This is a genomic window from Mycobacterium sp. NGS15 (genome assembly GCF_059813245.1).
Window position 1 is genome coordinate 207,420 of the sequence record NZ_JCALEF010000006.1, and the last position, 16,771, is coordinate 224,190.

The 16,771-nt window shown below is 62.5% G+C and carries 13 protein-coding genes and 1 pseudogene; 6 read left to right on the forward strand and 8 right to left on the reverse strand.

What is annotated here, in order from left to right; all coding sequences use genetic code 11:
* Window positions 1–95: 95 nt before the first annotated feature.
* The 4 genes from AC5Y5C_RS18570 to AC5Y5C_RS18585 all read left to right on the forward strand — a co-directional run bounded on the left by AC5Y5C_RS18570 (window position 96) and on the right by AC5Y5C_RS18585 (window position 5,673).
* Window positions 96–1,346, forward strand: coding sequence for a PucR family transcriptional regulator (locus AC5Y5C_RS18570; RefSeq protein WP_499975103.1), 1,251 nt, complete (start codon window positions 96–98; stop codon window positions 1,344–1,346).
* Between the two features lie 120 nt (window positions 1,347–1,466).
* Window positions 1,467–3,479 carry a fatty acid desaturase gene (locus tag AC5Y5C_RS18575; protein ID WP_499975105.1) on the forward strand — a complete coding sequence of 671 codons (2,013 nt, stop codon included), beginning with the start codon at window positions 1,467–1,469 and terminating at the stop codon, window positions 3,477–3,479.
* 125 nt (window positions 3,480–3,604) lie between these two features.
* Complete coding sequence (locus AC5Y5C_RS18580; RefSeq protein ID WP_499975108.1) at window positions 3,605–5,008, forward strand: aldehyde dehydrogenase family protein; 1,404 nt, start codon at window positions 3,605–3,607, stop codon at window positions 5,006–5,008.
* A 137-nt stretch (window positions 5,009–5,145) separates the two neighbouring features.
* Window positions 5,146–5,673, forward strand: coding sequence for a DUF302 domain-containing protein (locus AC5Y5C_RS18585; protein WP_499975110.1), 528 nt, complete (start codon window positions 5,146–5,148; stop codon window positions 5,671–5,673).
* Window positions 5,674–5,759: 86 nt separating this feature from the next.
* Here the strand turns inward: AC5Y5C_RS18585 and AC5Y5C_RS18590 are convergent, their stop codons facing one another.
* Window positions 5,760–8,639: an MMPL/RND family transporter gene (locus tag AC5Y5C_RS18590; protein WP_499975111.1), complete on the reverse strand. Its 2,880-nt coding sequence runs from the start codon at window positions 8,637–8,639 to the stop codon at window positions 5,760–5,762.
* Window positions 8,636–9,088, reverse strand: coding sequence for an MmpS family transport accessory protein (locus tag AC5Y5C_RS18595; RefSeq protein WP_499975113.1), 453 nt, complete (start codon window positions 9,086–9,088; stop codon window positions 8,636–8,638). The genes AC5Y5C_RS18590 and AC5Y5C_RS18595 overlap by 4 nt, the downstream gene beginning before the upstream one ends.
* A gap of 470 nt (window positions 9,089–9,558) precedes the next feature.
* On the opposite strand from AC5Y5C_RS18595, the gene AC5Y5C_RS18600 reads away from it, so the two are divergent.
* A complete protein-coding gene (locus tag AC5Y5C_RS18600) occupies window positions 9,559–10,035 on the forward strand; it encodes a winged helix-turn-helix transcriptional regulator (RefSeq protein WP_499976039.1) in 477 nt (158 codons plus the stop codon).
* Window positions 10,036–10,190: 155 nt separating this feature from the next.
* Here AC5Y5C_RS18600 and AC5Y5C_RS18605 read toward each other — a convergent pair whose 3' ends face one another.
* The 3 genes and pseudogenes from AC5Y5C_RS18605 to AC5Y5C_RS18615 form a co-directional block, all read right to left on the reverse strand.
* Complete coding sequence (locus tag AC5Y5C_RS18605; protein ID WP_499975116.1) at window positions 10,191–11,048, reverse strand: glycine betaine ABC transporter substrate-binding protein; 858 nt, start codon at window positions 11,046–11,048, stop codon at window positions 10,191–10,193.
* A gap of 6 nt (window positions 11,049–11,054) precedes the next feature.
* Complete coding sequence (locus AC5Y5C_RS18610; RefSeq protein ID WP_499975118.1) at window positions 11,055–12,251, reverse strand: NAD(P)-dependent malic enzyme; 1,197 nt, start codon at window positions 12,249–12,251, stop codon at window positions 11,055–11,057.
* Between the two features lie 63 nt (window positions 12,252–12,314).
* A pseudogene (locus tag AC5Y5C_RS18615) lies at window positions 12,315–12,927 on the reverse strand (MarC family protein).
* A 93-nt stretch (window positions 12,928–13,020) separates the two neighbouring features.
* Here AC5Y5C_RS18615 and corA point away from each other — a divergent pair.
* On the forward strand, window positions 13,021–14,115 hold the full coding sequence (gene corA, locus AC5Y5C_RS18620) for a magnesium/cobalt transporter CorA (protein WP_499975120.1): 1,095 nt from the start codon (window positions 13,021–13,023) through the stop codon (window positions 14,113–14,115).
* A gap of 7 nt (window positions 14,116–14,122) precedes the next feature.
* On the opposite strand, the gene AC5Y5C_RS18625 is transcribed toward corA, so the two are convergent.
* The 3 genes from AC5Y5C_RS18625 to AC5Y5C_RS18635 are packed head-to-tail and all read right to left on the reverse strand — an operon-like array spanning window position 14,123 to window position 16,745.
* Window positions 14,123–14,728 carry a suppressor of fused domain protein gene (locus AC5Y5C_RS18625; RefSeq protein WP_499975122.1) on the reverse strand — a complete coding sequence of 202 codons (606 nt, stop codon included), beginning with the start codon at window positions 14,726–14,728 and terminating at the stop codon, window positions 14,123–14,125.
* An 11-nt stretch (window positions 14,729–14,739) separates the two neighbouring features.
* Window positions 14,740–15,933, reverse strand: coding sequence for an ABC transporter ATP-binding protein (locus AC5Y5C_RS18630; RefSeq protein WP_499975123.1), 1,194 nt, complete (start codon window positions 15,931–15,933; stop codon window positions 14,740–14,742).
* A gap of 2 nt (window positions 15,934–15,935) precedes the next feature.
* Complete coding sequence (locus tag AC5Y5C_RS18635; protein ID WP_499976041.1) at window positions 15,936–16,745, reverse strand: carbohydrate ABC transporter permease; 810 nt, start codon at window positions 16,743–16,745, stop codon at window positions 15,936–15,938.
* Window positions 16,746–16,771 lie beyond the last annotated feature (26 nt).

Below are 16,771 nucleotides of genomic sequence, written 5' to 3' on the forward strand. Positions count from 1 at the left end.
GATCGCCGTCCAGCATGTTGTGACCCATGGAGGTGCATCCATAGCGCTTCCCCATGTTCCTGCTGTGGCGGTTAGCCGGGCGTTAGTGTGCAGATATGGACGTGGTGGAGCCGGCTGACGGCGCGGTCGCTGGAAGGACCGTCGCTGCATCTCTGCTGGCGAATACGTCCAGCCTGGCAGACGACATGCTCACGTACTTGGTTGACCGGATCCCGGAAATCGGTGGCGATTCGGAGCTTCTCGGCCTGACACTGGGGTCGTGCTCGTCGAATCTTGAAGCAGTACTTTCGATGGTCCGCTACGGGATCGACATTGCGGCTGTCGAGGCGCCGGTGACGGCGCTCGAACACGCGCGAGCCATGGCATCACGGGGGCACAGCGTCGATGTGATGCTGCGGTTCTATCGGCTCGGTCATGAGTTCTTCACCGAGAGACTTTCCGATTCGATCACTGACCGGGTCGCGGACCCTGCCGTCGCGCTTAGGACATTTGTCGATCTGGAGCGATTCGGGTTTCACTACATCGACCGCATCTCCAGTCTCGTAGCCGCCGAGTACGTCGCCGAGCTTGACCGACGCCAGAATCAGGCAAGAGCCGAGCGCGCCGATGTCGTGCGGGCCCTGCTGGCTGGGGAACGTGTCGACCTTGCCCGCTCCGAACGTGTGCTTGGCCACTGGCTCACCGGTAAGCAGATCGGTTTTGTGTGCTGGGTCGACGACCGCGATGTCGACCTTGAGAAATTCGCTCGACAGGTCGGTAGGTTCCTTGGCGCGAGTCACTCGCTCGTGCTGCCGGATGGCCCCCTCTCGGTGTGGGGATGGGCGTCGATCACGGGGGATGCGAGGCCTTCACTCACGGCCAAGGCGACGGAGCTTGCCAGTGAATGCGAAAACGTACACGTTGCCGTGGGCTCGCCGCATCCGGGAGTTGTAGGCTTCCGCGCCTCACACGTGGAGGCGCTACGTACTCGTCGGGTCATCGAATTGTCTGGGCGTGCTGCGCCATCGATCACTGAGTTCAGCGATGTTGCGTTGGTGGACGCCATCTCTCGCGACCTGGATGCGGCGAGGGCCTTCGTTGCCGCCCAGCTTGGCGATCTCGCGCGGGACGACGCGAAAGAACGGGGCGAGCGTGACGCATTGCTGGCTGTTCTGGATGCCCAAGGCGGCCTGACAACCGCAGCACGCACCTTGGGAATCCACCGCAACACCGTCCTGCAAAGAGTGCGCCGTGCTGAAGAGCGCCGGGGACGGCCCGCGACGGCCAATATCGCCGAACTGCATGCGGCCCTGCTCGTCTGCGACGTGCTGGGGGCCTCGGTGCTGCGCGAGTCATCGCCTCACTGACCGGAGCCTTGCCGCGCCGGAATGTGCTCACAGCACACCGCAGAGGGCTGCGAGGGTCTTGTTGACCGATACCAGCCGTTTGTAGGTTGCGAGGCACCCTAAAGCGCGAAGGAGTAGTCAGTGACGACTCAGACGACTCAACAACCCGAATTGCCGGCGGCAGCCCCGCACTATGCCCTGCCTGATTCGGGAGAGCAGGTACCGGCGCTGTCCTGGCCGATAGTCGGCATCTTCACGTTGGCGTTGGCGGTTTTCGGGGTGTCCACCTGGGCCGCCCTCACTGACGCTTTGCCGGCGATCGTGACCATCGCCGCAAGCTCTGCGGCCATCTTTGTCCTGTTCACGGTGCTGCACGACGCTTCGCATTATTCGATCAGCTCGCATCGCTGGGTCAATGTGGTCTTTGGCCGCGTGGCGATGTTCTTCGTCTCGCCTTTGATCTCGTTCAAGTCGTTCGCGTTCATCCATATCGAGCACCACCGCAACACCAATGACGGTGCGTCTGATCCCGATCACTGGGTCAGCGCCGCGCCCTGGTGGCAATTGCCCGCCCGCTTCCCTGCGATGGACTTGCCGTACATCAGTTTTCTGGTGCGTCATGTGCGGCGGCGCCCACACGCTGAGGTTCTGGAAACCGGGGCCTTGATGATTGTGTCGGTGTCGGTGATCGTGTGGGCCGCCTTTGCCGGGCATCTGTGGATGCTCGCGGTGATCTATCTGATTCCCGAGCGGGTCGCCATGTTTGTGCTGGCGTGGTGGTTCGACTGGTTACCCCACCACGACCTGGAGGACACCCAGCGCGAGAACCGCTATCGGGCGACCCGTAACCGCGTCGGCGCCGAGTGGATCCTGACGCCGTTGCTGTTGTCGCAGAACTACCACCTGGTGCACCACCTGCACCCCTCAGTGCCCTTCTACCGTTACGTCGCGGCCTGGCGACGCAACGAGGCCGCCTACCTCGAGCGGGATGCCGCAATAAGCACTGTCTTCGGGCAGCAGCTCGATGCCACGCAGTACCACCAGTGGAAACGGCTCAACGGCAAACTCGCCACACTGCTCCCGGTCCGAATGCCGCGGACCTCGGCGGCACGCCATGCCAATGCTCACCGGATCCCCGTCAAAAGCGTTGAGTCTCTGACACCAGACAGCGTCAAAGTCACCTTCGACGTTCCCGATCACCTCAGCGATCAGTTCCAATTCCAGGCGGGACAACATCTGACCATCCGGCATCGCATCGGTGGCCAGCAGGTGCGGCGAAACTACTCGATTTGCGTCTCGGCCACATCGGGTGAGCTCGCGATCGCAGTGCGGCACATCGCCGGTGGGATTTTCTCGACCTTCGCGGTGGAAACACTGCGAGCCGGTGACGTTCTGGAGCTGATGACACCCACGGGCAGCTTCGGCGCACCGCTTGATCCACTGGCACGCCGCGACTACGTCGCCGTAGCGGCGGGCAGCGGCATCACGCCCATCCTGTCGCTCCTGCGCACCACGATGGAGATCGAGACCGAGAGCCGCTTCACGCTGTTCTACGGCAACCGAACCGCCGAGTCGACCATGTTCGCCACCGAACTTGATGAACTCGAATCACGATACGCAGACCGGTTACGCATCTTCCGCATCCGCTCCGCCGACGCGCACCACCCCGCCTCTCTTCGCGGCCACATCGACCTGGCGATGATTCAACGGCTGCTCGGCGTCGACCCCCCGTCGATCGATCGGTGGTACCTGTGCGGCCCAAGCGATCTCGTCACCACAATGCGCGACGACCTCGCGACCGTTGGGGTGCCGAGTGAACGGATACGCCTTGAGCTGTTCCGCACCACGAGCCGACCCACAGACCTCGGTGACTTCCCCAATTCCGAAGTGACCGTCACTGTGTCCGGGGCCGATCACACCGTGCAACTCACCTCTGGCGAAACCGTTCTCGAATCCGCGCTGAAAAACAACATTGACGCGCCGTACGCCTGTCTTGGCGGCGCATGCGGCACGTGCAAAGCCAAGATCACATTGGGTGCAGTATCGATGGAGCAAAATTTTGCACTCAACACAGCCGAGGTCGAGGCGGGCTTCATACTGACCTGCCAGTCGCATCCCACTACGGCGGCTGTCTCAGTCGACTACGACGCCTGAGCCAGCGCATGCGCGAACTTCCCTGCACCACAGGGTCTCTCCTGCCAGAACTGCGTGCACGAAACAGCTCATTCACGGTCCAATTCTGTCGCCCGAGACGGCACGGAACTTCTCGGAGGTAACAGATGTCTACACCGACTACCACCCCAGCGGTCTCCAATGTGCCCGACATCCCCGATGCCGTGGCACAACTTCGCCGCGAGTTCGCCTCGGGCCGCACCCGAGACCGCGCGTGGCGTGAGAAGCAGCTGCGGAATCTGATTCGGCTACTGGACGAGCAGGAAGATCAGATCGCCGCCGCGCTGGCTAGTGATCTCGGACGTAGCCGGGCCGAAAGCTGGATCGGCGACATATCGTCCACCAGAGGTGAGGCCGTGTACGCCCTGAAGCACCTGCGCCGGTGGATGCGCCGGCGGCGACAGTCGCTATCACTGGTGCAGTATCCGGGTTCGGCCTGGGTGCAGTACGAGCCGCTCGGCACCGTTCTTCTCATCGGCCCATGGAATTACCCCGTGTACCTGACTCTTTCGCCGCTGGTGGGTGCGCTGGCCGCAGGCAACTGCGCGGTGCTCAAGCCCTCCGAGCTGGCACCGGCCACGTCGGCCCTGCTGGCACGGTTGGTTCCCGAATACCTGGACTTCGAGGCGGTCGTCGTGATCGAGGGCGACGCCCTGGTCACCCAGGAGCTGCTGGCGCAGGGTTTCGACCACGTACTGTTCACCGGCGGCCCCGAAATCGGAAAGAAGGTCATGGCCGCCGCCGCGGCGACGCTGACTCCGGTGACCCTGGAACTCGGCGGTAAAAGCCCGGTAGTCGTGACTGCTGATGCCGACCTGGACATCGCGGCACGCCGAATCGCCTGGGTCAAGTGCGCGAACTCGGGGCAGACCTGCATCGCCCCGGACTACGTGCTGGCTGATTACCGTATCCGAGATCAGCTGGTGGACAAGATCGTCGCGGCAATCGAGCGGTTCGAGCGGGACGGGGGCGCAGACGGCCGCCGGATCGTCAACGAGCGCCAATTCGCAAGACTGGCAGCCTATCTCGCGCAGACTCGCGGCACGATCGCGACAGGCGGACAGGTCACCGAGACGACGTTGTCGATCGAGCCGACCGTGATCGTCGACCCCGATCTCAGTGATGCAGTCATGCAGGAGGAAATCTTCGGACCCATACTTCCGGTACTGGCATACGAAAGCCTCGACGATGCGATTTCATTCGTGAACTCCCGGCCGAAACCGCTTGCCGGGTACTATTTTACGAAATCAGCAGCGGTGGGTGAGCGCCTGATAGACGAGATTCCGTCCGGCGGCGCAGTGATCAATCATGTTGCCATGCACTGCCTGGTGCCGCAGCTGCCGTTTGGCGGTGTAGGCCCCAGTGGCATGGGCGCCTACCACGGCCGCTGGGGATTCGAAGCACTAAGTCACAGGAAATCGGTGCTGCGCAAGACCTTCCACCCAGACCTACAGCTGATCTATCCTCCCTATAGCGAGCGGACGCTGAGGATCCTACGCAAGATATTCTAGGGGGCCGCCGAATAAGCGTCGCCCCAGCAGCCGCCCCAAGTAAGTGTTCTTCAATCACAGATACCGGCACGTCGACGACGAACTCTACGGTGGAACTACTACTTTCATTGAACGAACCACTAGTGGAGGAGGTTGGCGTGAGTGATTCGGGAGTGCACACAACGTCACACATCATGACCCGACTCGACATCTCCACTGCAATACCATTCGACGACTTCAGATCTCGACTTGAGCATGCTGCCCCGGCGTTCGATGCCCAGCCCTTCCAGCGGATCATCGAGACCGGCGGGTCGTGGTCGGACGTACAGTCAGCGGTCGAGAGAATGGCCCCGCACCAGCTGATGCGATACGCGACCATCGAGGCGACCGCGATGATGTCGTTGGCCGGCCACACAACCAAGGCGGTCGAATATCTGCTGGGCAACCATGTCATCGCCGAGAGCATGTTCCGCCATGACCCACGCGCCCTGCTGTACGCCCCACTGCGGGTGCTGATCTTCAGCGACTCCGAGGGCAACGCCGTCTTCAGCCTCGATCAGCCCAGCACAGCGTTCGGAAGCCTCGGAATCGGCGAGGTGACCCGGGTCGGCCTCGGACTCGACGACAAGGTCGCGGCACTGCTGCAGTTCCTCGGGATTGACGCCTCCTTCCCTCAACCCGCCTAACGCAGACCCCGATCGTGGCTAGCGCCACCCAGACTCGCGCCGACCCAGCACCGTGAACCGTTGAGGTCCACCTCGGGTTTGCCCCGTCACGTCTGAGTCTCGTGGTGCGGTCGCTGCGGCTCGGGCTGGGGCGCGGTTGATCCTCTGTGACTGCGGACGGGCAGCACTTTCATGGGCCACCAGAACCATCGGCCGAGCAGTGCGGCGATTGAGGGTGTCAACAGCGAGCGGACGATGAATGTGTCGAAGAGCAGGCCCAGGCCGATGGTGGTGCCGATCTGGCCGATCGATGTCAAGTCGCTGGCGACCATCGCGATCATGGTGAAAGCGAACACCAGGCCCGCTGAGGTGACGACGCCGCCGGTGGCGCCCATGGCGCGGATAAGACCGGTGTTGAGTCCCCCGCTGATTTCTTCTTTGAATCGCGATACGACGAGCAGGTTGTAGTCCGATCCCACGGCGAGCAGAACGATCACGGCCACAGCAATGACGAGCCACTGCAGTTCGATGCCGAATATGTACTGCCACACCAGCACCGACATGCCGAAGGACGCGGCAAGAGAGAGGACGACGGTGCCGACGATCACGATCGATGCGACGAACACGCGGGTGATGAGCAGCATCACGATGAAAACGAGGATGATCGCTGCGCTGGCGGCAATGAGCAGGTCGTAGAAGGCCCCTTCCTGAATGTCGCGGTAGGTGGCTGCGGTGCCACCCAGGGAGAATGTCGCCCCAGCCAGTGGGGTTCCCTTCACCGCTTCTTTGGCAGCCTGCAGTACCGGGTCGACGTGGGCGATGCCTTCAGTGGTGGCCGGGTCCACGTCATGGGTAATGACGAAGCGCGCGGCATGGCCGTCCGGGGAGACCATTAGCGCCAGCCCCGTCTGAAAGTCGGGGCTGGTGAACACCTCCGGGGGCAGGTAGAACATGTCGTCATTTTTGGAGTCGTCGAACGCCTGGCCCATGACCGAGGCCGTGTCGGTCGTGCGCTCCAGTTGAGTGAGCAGCCCCGAGAAGGTGCTGTGCAACGTGAGCATCAGGTCCCGGATGCTGGTGGTGATGGCGATCAGCGGCGGGATCTGGGCGGCGATCTGGGGCGCCACCGCGTCGATCTTGCCGAAGTTCTCCGCCAAGCTCTTGGTGTTGTCGGCCAGGTGATCCATCTGGTCCAATCCGTCGAACACTGAGCGCATGGCCCAGCACACGGGAATGTCGGCGCAATGGGGTTCCCAGTAGAAATAGTTGCGGATTGGCCGGAAGAAATCATCGAAGTCGGCGATGCGGTCGCGAAGGTTCGCCGTCGTTTCTTGCATGTCTTGTGTCGAGCCGAGCGCCGCATGGGTGGCATCCGACAGTTGCACAGTAAGGCCGTGCATGCGTTGCAGGATCGCGATCATCTCGGTGAGACGGTCGGTCATCGTAAGGACGTCACCGAGACGAGTGCCGATAAACTGCAACAGTTCTCGGCTCGCGACGCCTTGAGTGCTCATCTGGAAGGGAACAGATCCGTGTTCGATGGGCGAACCCAGCGGGCGGGTGATGCTTTGCACGCGGGCGATCCCGGGTACGCGGAAGATGCTTTTGGCGACTTTCTCCAGCACGAGCATGTCGCGCGGATTGCGCAGATCATGATCGGCATCGAGCATCAAAATGTCAGGCTTCATCCGAGCAGAGGTGAAATGCTTCTCGGCTGCGGTTTGGGCTACCACCGAACTGATGTCCGAGGGCAGGTAATCCCGGTCGTTGTAGCTGGTTCGGTATCCGATCAACGCGACGATGCCGACCAAAGAGATAACCATGGCGACGACGAAGACTGGTCCGGGCCAACGAACGATGATGGTCCCCATGCGCCGCCATCTGCGTGTCTGGGCACGCCGTTTGGGATCGAGCAGGCGGAATTTGATGCTCAGTGCCAGCACGGCGGGCGCGAACGTCAATGCCATGACGAGCACAACCACCAGCCCCAGCGCACTGGGGATGGCCAAGCTGTTGAAATAGTTGAGTCGGGTGACGTGTAGGCACAGCAATGCGCCGACGATGGTCAGACCTGAGCCCAGAATCACATGCCACACACCCTCGAAGGCGGTGTAGTAAGCAGTCTCGCGATCCTCGCCGTTGTTGCGTGCCTCGTGGTAGCGCCCAAGCAGGAAGATGAAGTAGTCGGTTCCCGCGGCGATGGCCAGTGAGGTCAGGACACTGACCGCGAACACCGACAACCCATAGACGTGGAAATGCCCTAGGACGGCCACCAGGCCTCGCCCTGTACTCATTTCCACAAGCACGACCAGCAGGCCGATGACAGTGGCGGCGATCGATCGGTAGACGAAGAGCAGCATCACGGCGATGACTACCACGGTGATGACGGTGATCTGCTTCATCGACCGGTCCGCGGCTTCGTCGGCGTCGGCGACGAGTGCGGCCTGCCCAGTGACGTGAACACGAATTCCAGGAGGTGGACTGGACTTGGCCACGATGTCTCGGACCGCCTGGACGGAGTTCTCTCCCTGTGTGGAGCCTTGGTTTCCGGTCAGATTGAGCTGCACGTAGGCCGCTCTGCCGTCCTCGCTCTGGGAGCCGGCTGCGCTGACGCGCTCGCCCCAGAAGTTCAGGACGTGTTCGACGTGGGCACGGTCGTCGTCAAGGGTCTTTACCAGTCCGTCGTAGAAGCGGCGTGCGTCGTCGCCGAGGCGGGTGTCGCTTTCGAGGACGACCATGAGGACACTGTCCGAGGTGTATTCGCCGAAACGTTCGCCGATATGCTTCATGGCGATGACCGACGGCGCGTCTTGCGGCGACAGCGACACTGCGTTCTGTTTGCCCACTTCTTCCAGTTGAGGTACGAGCAGGCTGACTGCTGCTGCCGCGCCCAGCCAGAGCACGATGATCGGGACCGCGAGGGCCTTGATGAGTCGCGGTATCAGTGGCGTAGGGCCTTGGGCGGCGGCGCTGTGCTGGCGGCTCATGCGGCCTTCACCAGGCAGTAGGCCATGACGTCATGGCCGTGCACGGTAACTTCGTCGCGTACGGCACCGTTGACTGTGATCCGGCAGCCCAGTGAATCGCTGTCGCCTTGAACGACGATGTTGGCGTACGCGCTGGGGGCGGTGGTGGTGAAGGTGTGTGTCCACGGAAGTTCAACGAATTGCGCCTCTCGGGACACATTGTGCTCGTCGACGTAGCTAACCCTTCCGGTCACACGGGCCGGACCGAACACTTGATAGGACAAGGTCTTCGGGAGCGTCGCGACAATGTTGTCGGTCTTGTTCGCAGCGCCGGCTTGTCGACCGGATCCGAAGACACCGTGGAACTGCCAGATCATAGACCCTCCCACCAGGACCACGATGACAATGACCAACGGGATCCACGCCTTCGTCAACGCCTTCGCGCCCAGCTGCATTGGATTCGGCAACATCGTTGCCCGCCTTTCGGTTAGGTCCCACTGCGCTCAGCGGATATGTGACTGTTACTGCTAAGCAGCGATTTTCGGTGTGCTGCTAGTGCCAGCCCCCGAGGGACATGTCGCCCTCTGGGCAGTTCTGGCAGGCGGCGACGCCTTTGTGGTTGAAGACGAGCTTGGCCGGATTGGGCCAGTGTCAGGACATTTGGCTGTAGAGGGCGTTAGCGGCGGCGTCTTCGGAGTATTGGCGGCGGCTGGCGTAGTGGATGTGCGGCGACCGCCGTGGGGTAGACCGTCGCGGCTCCGCAGCGTTGGACCTCTTCAACCAACGCCCCGCCGAGGCCAGGACTGCTTCCCGTCACGAACACCACACTGTCCCTACTCGCGGCCATGGCCACCGTCCCATCTGAGTAATCTAATCGTTAGGCAGACTCAATCACATACTTCTGGATAACGCAAACGTTAGCTACACTGAAGGTATGGCGATGACATTTGAAGAGCAGCTCGCCGACCGCGATCGGTGGCGCGCCGAACGCTGTTCTGTTGCAATGGTGCTCGACCTACTCAGCACCAAAACCACATTCCTCGTGCTGCGGGAATGCTTCTACGGAACCAGCCGCTTCGAGGACTTCGTCGAGCGAATCGGCACATCAGCGCCGGCGATCTCTCGTGCCCTCAAGCAGTTGGAATCGGCGCACTGCCTCAGTAGAGCCCCCTATCGCGAACCTGGCGCCCGGGTCCGGGATGAATACCGGCTCACCCCGGCCGGCGAGGGTCTGCTGCCAGTGGTTATCGCGATCGCACAGTGGGGTGACGAGCATCTCCAAAATGGCCACGCTCCACTGACATTCGTGGAATCTGGCACCGGCCGGCCAATCCGCGCCTACGCGACTGCAGACACCGGGGTGACCGAAACACAGTCCAGCGACATCGAGATACGCGCACGTTTCACCCTTGACTGACCGGAATCATGGGCGCAAGCCCTGGGCTTTGATTCCCCCGGGGCTGAGTCTCCCGCGCGTTGGTTCGTCGGCGGCGTTCGAGGAGTGTGAAGACTCGGCGACCACGTAACCCGGTTCGCAACCGTCGTCGCTAGCCAGCACATCAACACCGCTGGCTAGCGCACCAGTATCTGGTGATCGTTGAGCCACCTGTCGACCACACGCTCGGCATCTGCGCCGCTCGAGACCTCTCGAGTCATCGCCGCCAGCTCTCCGGTGGTCAGCTCGCCGGCAACCTTGTTGAGCGACAACACTTGCGGTTCGGTCAGCTCATTTCGCCGGTACAACGGCACAACGCTGTTGGCGGGAAGCCACTCCGACTCGTCATCGAGCAGAGTAACCCCGTCGACGGGCAGGTTCGGATTGGCGGTGCTGGTCCAGGCGACCGCGATCTCACCACGTTTGAGCGCCGCGAAAAGTTCACCGGCACTGTCGAACTGGCGGGGCACACCGGTCTCACACGGCCCGATGCGCGGCACCGGTACCGGAACCTGGCCCACCTGCCCGCTGCGTGCCAGCTGATCGCAGTGCCGAATCAAAGCCTTCAGCGTCGGTTTCGACGAGGCGCCTGAGGATGTCGTGACCGCCAGCGCCGGACGATCCGCGGCCGTCCCGTAGTCGGCAGCAGCCACACCGGCGGGCAGCGAGGCGATCATGGCCTTGTAGGTGACCTCTTCGTCCCCGCTGGGCCGGTGTTGCGGCGCGAACTGGCGGAGCAGCCTGCCGGTGAATCCCGGTGCGACGCTCGCGATGCCCGTATCCAATTCCGCTACCGGATCAGCACTCTCACGCACCTTGGTGTCAATACCGGTCGCCTTCACCACCGCCGCATAGATGTGCGCGAGCACCCGATACTGCGGATCGTTCGGCGTCACCACCGTCAAATACGGCGCGGGGCCATGGTTTTCCGAACAGGCGGCGAGAACGGACACCGCAACCAGCAGCGCCGCCGTCCACGCGCGAATCTTGGACATCGACGGCTAGACGTTGTCTGCTTCTCTTCGCGCACGGGGCTCATCGACCTCGTGTGCAACAGCCTGGACCGCCGCGGCCACAGCGGGTCCGACGCGCGGATCCAGCGGGCTGGGCACAATCTTGTTGGGCGCCAGATCGGGCTCCACGACCGAGAAGATTGCCTCGGCCGCAGCCACTTTCATCCGCTCAGTGATCTTGGTGGCTTCGGCGTCCAGCGCCCCGCGGAATACTCCCGGGAACGCCAGCACGTTGTTGATCTGGTTCGGGAAGTCGCTGCGTCCGGTCGCGACGATCGCCGCGTACTTGGCCGCCACGTGTGGGTGAATCTCGGGATCCGGGTTGGAGCACGCGAACACGATGCTCTGGTCTGCCATGGTAGCGATGAGCGACTCGTCGACCTTTCCTGCCGAAACACCCAGGAAAACATCGGCACCCGCAAGTGCCTCGGCCTGCCCACCGGTAAGACCACGCGGGTTGGTGCGCGCGGCAAGATCCACCTTGAACTCATTGAGGTCATCGCGGCCGGAATGCACGATGCCCTTCGAATCCAGCACCGTGACGTCGGTGATGCCGTCGGCCAGCAGGATGTTGGCGCATGCGACGCCGGCCGCACCCGCACCCGAAATCACTACCTTGAGCGACTTCTGGTCCCGGCCCAGTACCCGCGAGGCACCCATGAGTGCGGCAAGCACCACAATCGCGGTGCCGTGCTGGTCGTCGTGCATCACCGGGCAGTCCAGCGCCTCGATCACTCGGCGTTCGATTTCGAAACAGCGGGGGGCTGAAATGTCTTCGAGATTGACCGCACCGAAGGTGGGGCGCAGTCGGATCAGCGTCTCGACGATCTCGTCGGGATCCTTGGTGTCGAGCACGATCGGAATGGAGTTGAGCCCGGCGAAGGTCTTGAACAGAGCACTCTTGCCCTCCATGACGGGCAGCGACGCCGACGGACCGATATCGCCGAGCCCCAGCACCGCACTGCCGTCGCTCACCACCGCGACGAGTCGATGCGCCCAGGTGTACTTCTTGGCCAGGCTCGGGTCGGCGGCGATTGCCCGCGACACCTGTGCGACACCCGGGGTGTAAGCGATCGACAGTGCACGCTGGGTGTCCAGCGGCGACTTGAGCTCTACCGATAGCTTCCCATCGATATGTGCTTCGAAAATCTCTTCATCTGTCACGACAACGTCGGATGCGGTCACAGCGTGAGACTACTGGCCGCCGTGAAGGTCACTCCTGGCGACTCTGGAACTGTGAGCGGCCCGTTACGCGCCCGCCACGAATCCACGTACCGACTCGGCGATCATCTGCACCGCGATGGCCGCCACTAACAGGCCGGCCACTCGGGCCAACAGCATGATTCCACCCTCTCGTAGCACCCTGATCAGCACCGTTGAGAAACGCAGCGTCAGGTACAGCACCAGGTGAACACACAGAATTGCGGCACCGATGGCCAGATAGGTACCCACCTGTCCCTGTGCCTGACGTACCGCGATGATGGTCGCCGCGATGGCCCCGGGCCCCGCCATCAGTGGAGTCCCGAGCGGGACGAGAGCCACATTGACCCCGCTGTCGGCGTTCTGACTGGTAGCGCCGCCCATCAAGAGCGATAAGCCGGTGATGAGCAGCAGCAGGCCCCCGGCGCCTTGCAGCGCGGGCACACCTATATGTAAGTAGGTCAGGATCGCCTGTCCGCCGATCGCGAACATCGAGATGACAGTCAGCGATACCGCCGGAGCCTGCCAGGCGGCGCGATGTCGTTCCGCGGCGGGCTGTCGGCCCGTCAGCGACAAAAAAACCGGTACCGCACCCGGGGGGGTCCATAATGACCACCAGGGTAATGAACACTGAGGTGAACACCGCGATATCGAATGTCACGATCCCAGTGTGTCAGGCCATCCCACAGGTTCGCGGGTTACCATCGCGCGGAACGGTTCCGCAGAATTGATTTGCGAGCAGGGAGCCCACAGCATGGCGCGATTTCCGTCGGTCAATCCGTCGTCGTTGCGTTCGCCCGTACGTGCGCGCCCACCCCTACCGGATGCCAAACGCATCCCAGTCCCTCTCGCCCGTGCCATCGTCGATTGCGGTGTCTATGTCGACGGAGTGCGCCTGCCGGGGAAGTACACCCCCACCGCCGCACTGGAGAAGGTGCGCTCGCTGGATCGCGGATTCGTCTGGGTAGGGCTGCATGAACCCGACGAACATCAGATGGAAGCCGTCGCGGGGCCGTTCGGGTTACACCGGCTGGCCGTCGAAGACGCGGTGCACGCGCACAACCGCCCCAAGTTGGAGCGGTACGACGACACTCTTTTCCTTGTCCTGAAGACTGTCAATTACGTTGAGCACGAATCGATTTCGACGGCCCGTGAGATCGTGGAGACCGGCGAGATCATGATCTTCGTGGGCGGCGACTTCGTGGTCACCGTGCGCCACGGCGACCACAGTGGCCTGGCGAAGGTGCGCGCACAGATGGACGCCGACCCCGACCACATGCGGCTGGGCCCGTACGCCGTGATGCACGCCATCGCCGACCGTGTCGTCGACTCCTACCTCGAGGTCTCCGACCTGGTGGAAGACGATATCGACTCGATGGAGGAGAACGTCTTTTCGCCACGGTCAGCCACCGATATCGAACACATCTACATGCTCAAACGTGAGGTGGTGGAGCTGCGCCGGGCGATCAGCCCGCTGTCGGTGGCACTGAGCAAGCTGACCCAGGACCACAACGACCTCATCGCCAAGGAAGTCCGCCGTTACCTGCGTGACGTACTGGATCACCAGACGCATGCCGCCGACCAGATATCGAGCTACGACGAAATGCTCACCTCCCTGGTGAACGCCGCGGTCGGCAAGGTGGCGATGCAGCAGAACACCGATATGCGCAAGATCAGCGCCTGGGTCGCCATAGTCTCCGTACCCACCATGATCGCCGGGATCTACGGTATGAACTTCGACTTCATGCCGGAGCTGCATCAACCGTGGGGCTACCCGCTGGTGCTGCTGGTCATGGTGAGCGCCTGCACATTCGTGTACCGCACATTGCGGCGCAACCGCTGGTTGTAAACCGGGCTTACGACGGCTGCGCGTGAGCGCGAGACGGGTCCATCACATCGATGTCGGCCTGTCGCCACGCATCCCTCAACGCATCGGCTCCCTTGAGCCGCACCCAGGCCGCTTCGTTAGCGGTGATGGGCACCGCTGCCAGAAACCGCACCGGCGAGAGCGGTTCGGGCAAAGGAAGATCCGGGATGTCGCCGGCTTGCAGCAGTACCGCGGTGTACGCCTGCCTTCCCGGATCGTCCCAGAGTGGCTGACCGAGATCGACCAGCGCGTCCTCGGTGAGCACCAGCCCTTCCACCGCGGGCGAAGCGGCCAGCACCGCAAGAGATCGAGCGAGGCCAGGAAAGACGCTGCCACGCAGGCTGATCAGCACCTCGGCACGCGGTCCCAGTTCGTCCGAGGTCAGCATCTCCCCCGGGTCGCTCATCGAGTACCGCGATGCCCCCACGGACACAAAATGCGACACACCGGCGCCATCAGGACCATAGCGCAGCAGCTCGTAGGGTTCTGACCCCAGAAAGGTGACTGAGGCCGAATCGGGCTCCCCCGCACCGAGAGTGGTGAAGTGACCGAACAGATGCGCACGCACCCGGCGGACAATTTCATCCGAGTTCATTCCTGCACTGCTCACTCGCTGACAGCGGCCAGGGAAAGATTCTCTCCGGACACGGCATCAAAGATCACCAGCTTGCCCGTGTCGATGATCAGCTCGATCGGCCGCCCCTCCACGACCTTCGACGCCGCCGAAAGCCTTGCCACAAATTCGTTCTCGCCTACCCCGGCCGACCCTGCCTCCTGAGCGAGTTCAGTCAGCTCTTCCGAATGGGCGGCGCCGCCCTCCGTGGTGAAATGCACATATTTGTCCGAACCCAGCGACTCCACCACATCGGCATTGACCGTGAGCGTCAACCCCGTGATCCGCTTGTAGGTGTCCACCAAGGCGGCATCCTCGAACTGCTCGGGCCGAATGCCCACGATCACGTCGCCGCCGAGGACGCCGGCCTTCTTGGCGGCAACATTCGCGTACACGCCCGCCTCGAGTGTCACCTCGCCGAAGGGCAGCTGCACCCCGATATCGGTGAGCGTCGCCGGAAAGAAATTCATGGCCGGTGAACCGATGAAACCGGCCACGAACAAGTTGGCCGGTGTGTCGTACAGCTCCTGGGGTGCGCCGACCTGTTGCACCTTCCCGCCGCGCAGCACCACCACTCGATCCCCGAGCGTCATCGCCTCGGTCTGATCGTGTGTGACGTACACGGTGGTGGTGCCCAACCGCTTTTGTAGTCGCGCAATCTCGGTGCGCATCTGCACCCGCAGTTTGGCATCGAGATTGGACAACGGCTCGTCCATGAGGAACGCCTTCGGGCTGCGAACGATCGCACGGCCCATCGCAACTCGCTGTCGCTGGCCGCCCGAGAGGTTGGCGGGCTTGCGATCCAGATAGTCGGACAGATCCAGAATCTTCGCAGCCTCTTCAACCTTGGCGTTGACATCGGCCTTGCTCATCTTGGTCAGGGTCAGCGGAAAGGCAATGTTCTGACGCACCGTCATGTGGGGATACAACGCATACGACTGGAAGACCATCGCGATATCGCGGTCCTTGGGCGCCTTCTCATTGACCCGCTCACCGGCGATCGTGAGTTCACCCGAGGAAATGTCCTCAAGTCCGGCAATCATGTTCAACGTCGTGGACTTACCGCACCCCGACGGCCCAACCAGGATGATGAACTCGCCATCGGCGATGTTCAGGCTGACGTCCTGTACCGCCGCGGAGCCATCCGCGTACGTCTTGGACACCTGGTCGAGCACAATCTCAGCCATCGCTAACCCTTCACTGCACCGGAGGTCAATCCGGCAACGATCCGTCGTTGGAATATGAGCACGAAAATGACGATCGGCACCGTGATCACGATGGCGCCCGCGGCAATCGATCCGGTGGGTTCCTCGAATTGCGAACTGCCGGTGAAGTTCGCGATGGCGACCGGGGCGGTGATGGAACGGTCCGTCGCCGTCAGCGAGATCGCCAGCAGCAAGTCGTTCCAGGCGAAGATGAACACCAGGATCGCGGACGTGACGATGCCCGGCGTGGCCAACGGGGCGATAACCTTCCAGAAGGCCTGTGCCGGTGTGGCGCCATCCATCTTGGCGGCCTTCTCTAATTCCCAAGGGATCTCGCGGAAGAACGCGGACAGTGTGTAAATGGCCAGGGGTAACGCGAAGGTGATGTACGGGATGATCAGCCCAGGCCAGGTGTCGAACAGGCCGACGGAGCGCTCAATATTGAAAATTGGTGTCACCAGCGAGATCTGCGGGAACATCGCGATGAGCAGAGCCGCACCGACAAGCGCCTTCTTCCCGGGGAAGTCCAGCCGGGCCACCGCGTAGGCGGCCATGGTGCCCACGCTGACGGCGATCACCGTCGCTATGAGCCCGATGCCGATGGAATTCACCAACGCCGAGGTGAACACGTTCCCGCTGAAGATGCCACGGTAGTTATCAAGCGTCACCGGCCACGGGAAGAACTTGCCATCCTTGACCGTCGAGGTGGGTTTGAGCGAAAGGCTCAGCACCCACAGCACCGGTACCAGCGCGTAACAGAGCACCAATACATCGGCGATCGCCCACCCCGACAACTGCCGAACACGCGCCGGCTTCGTGC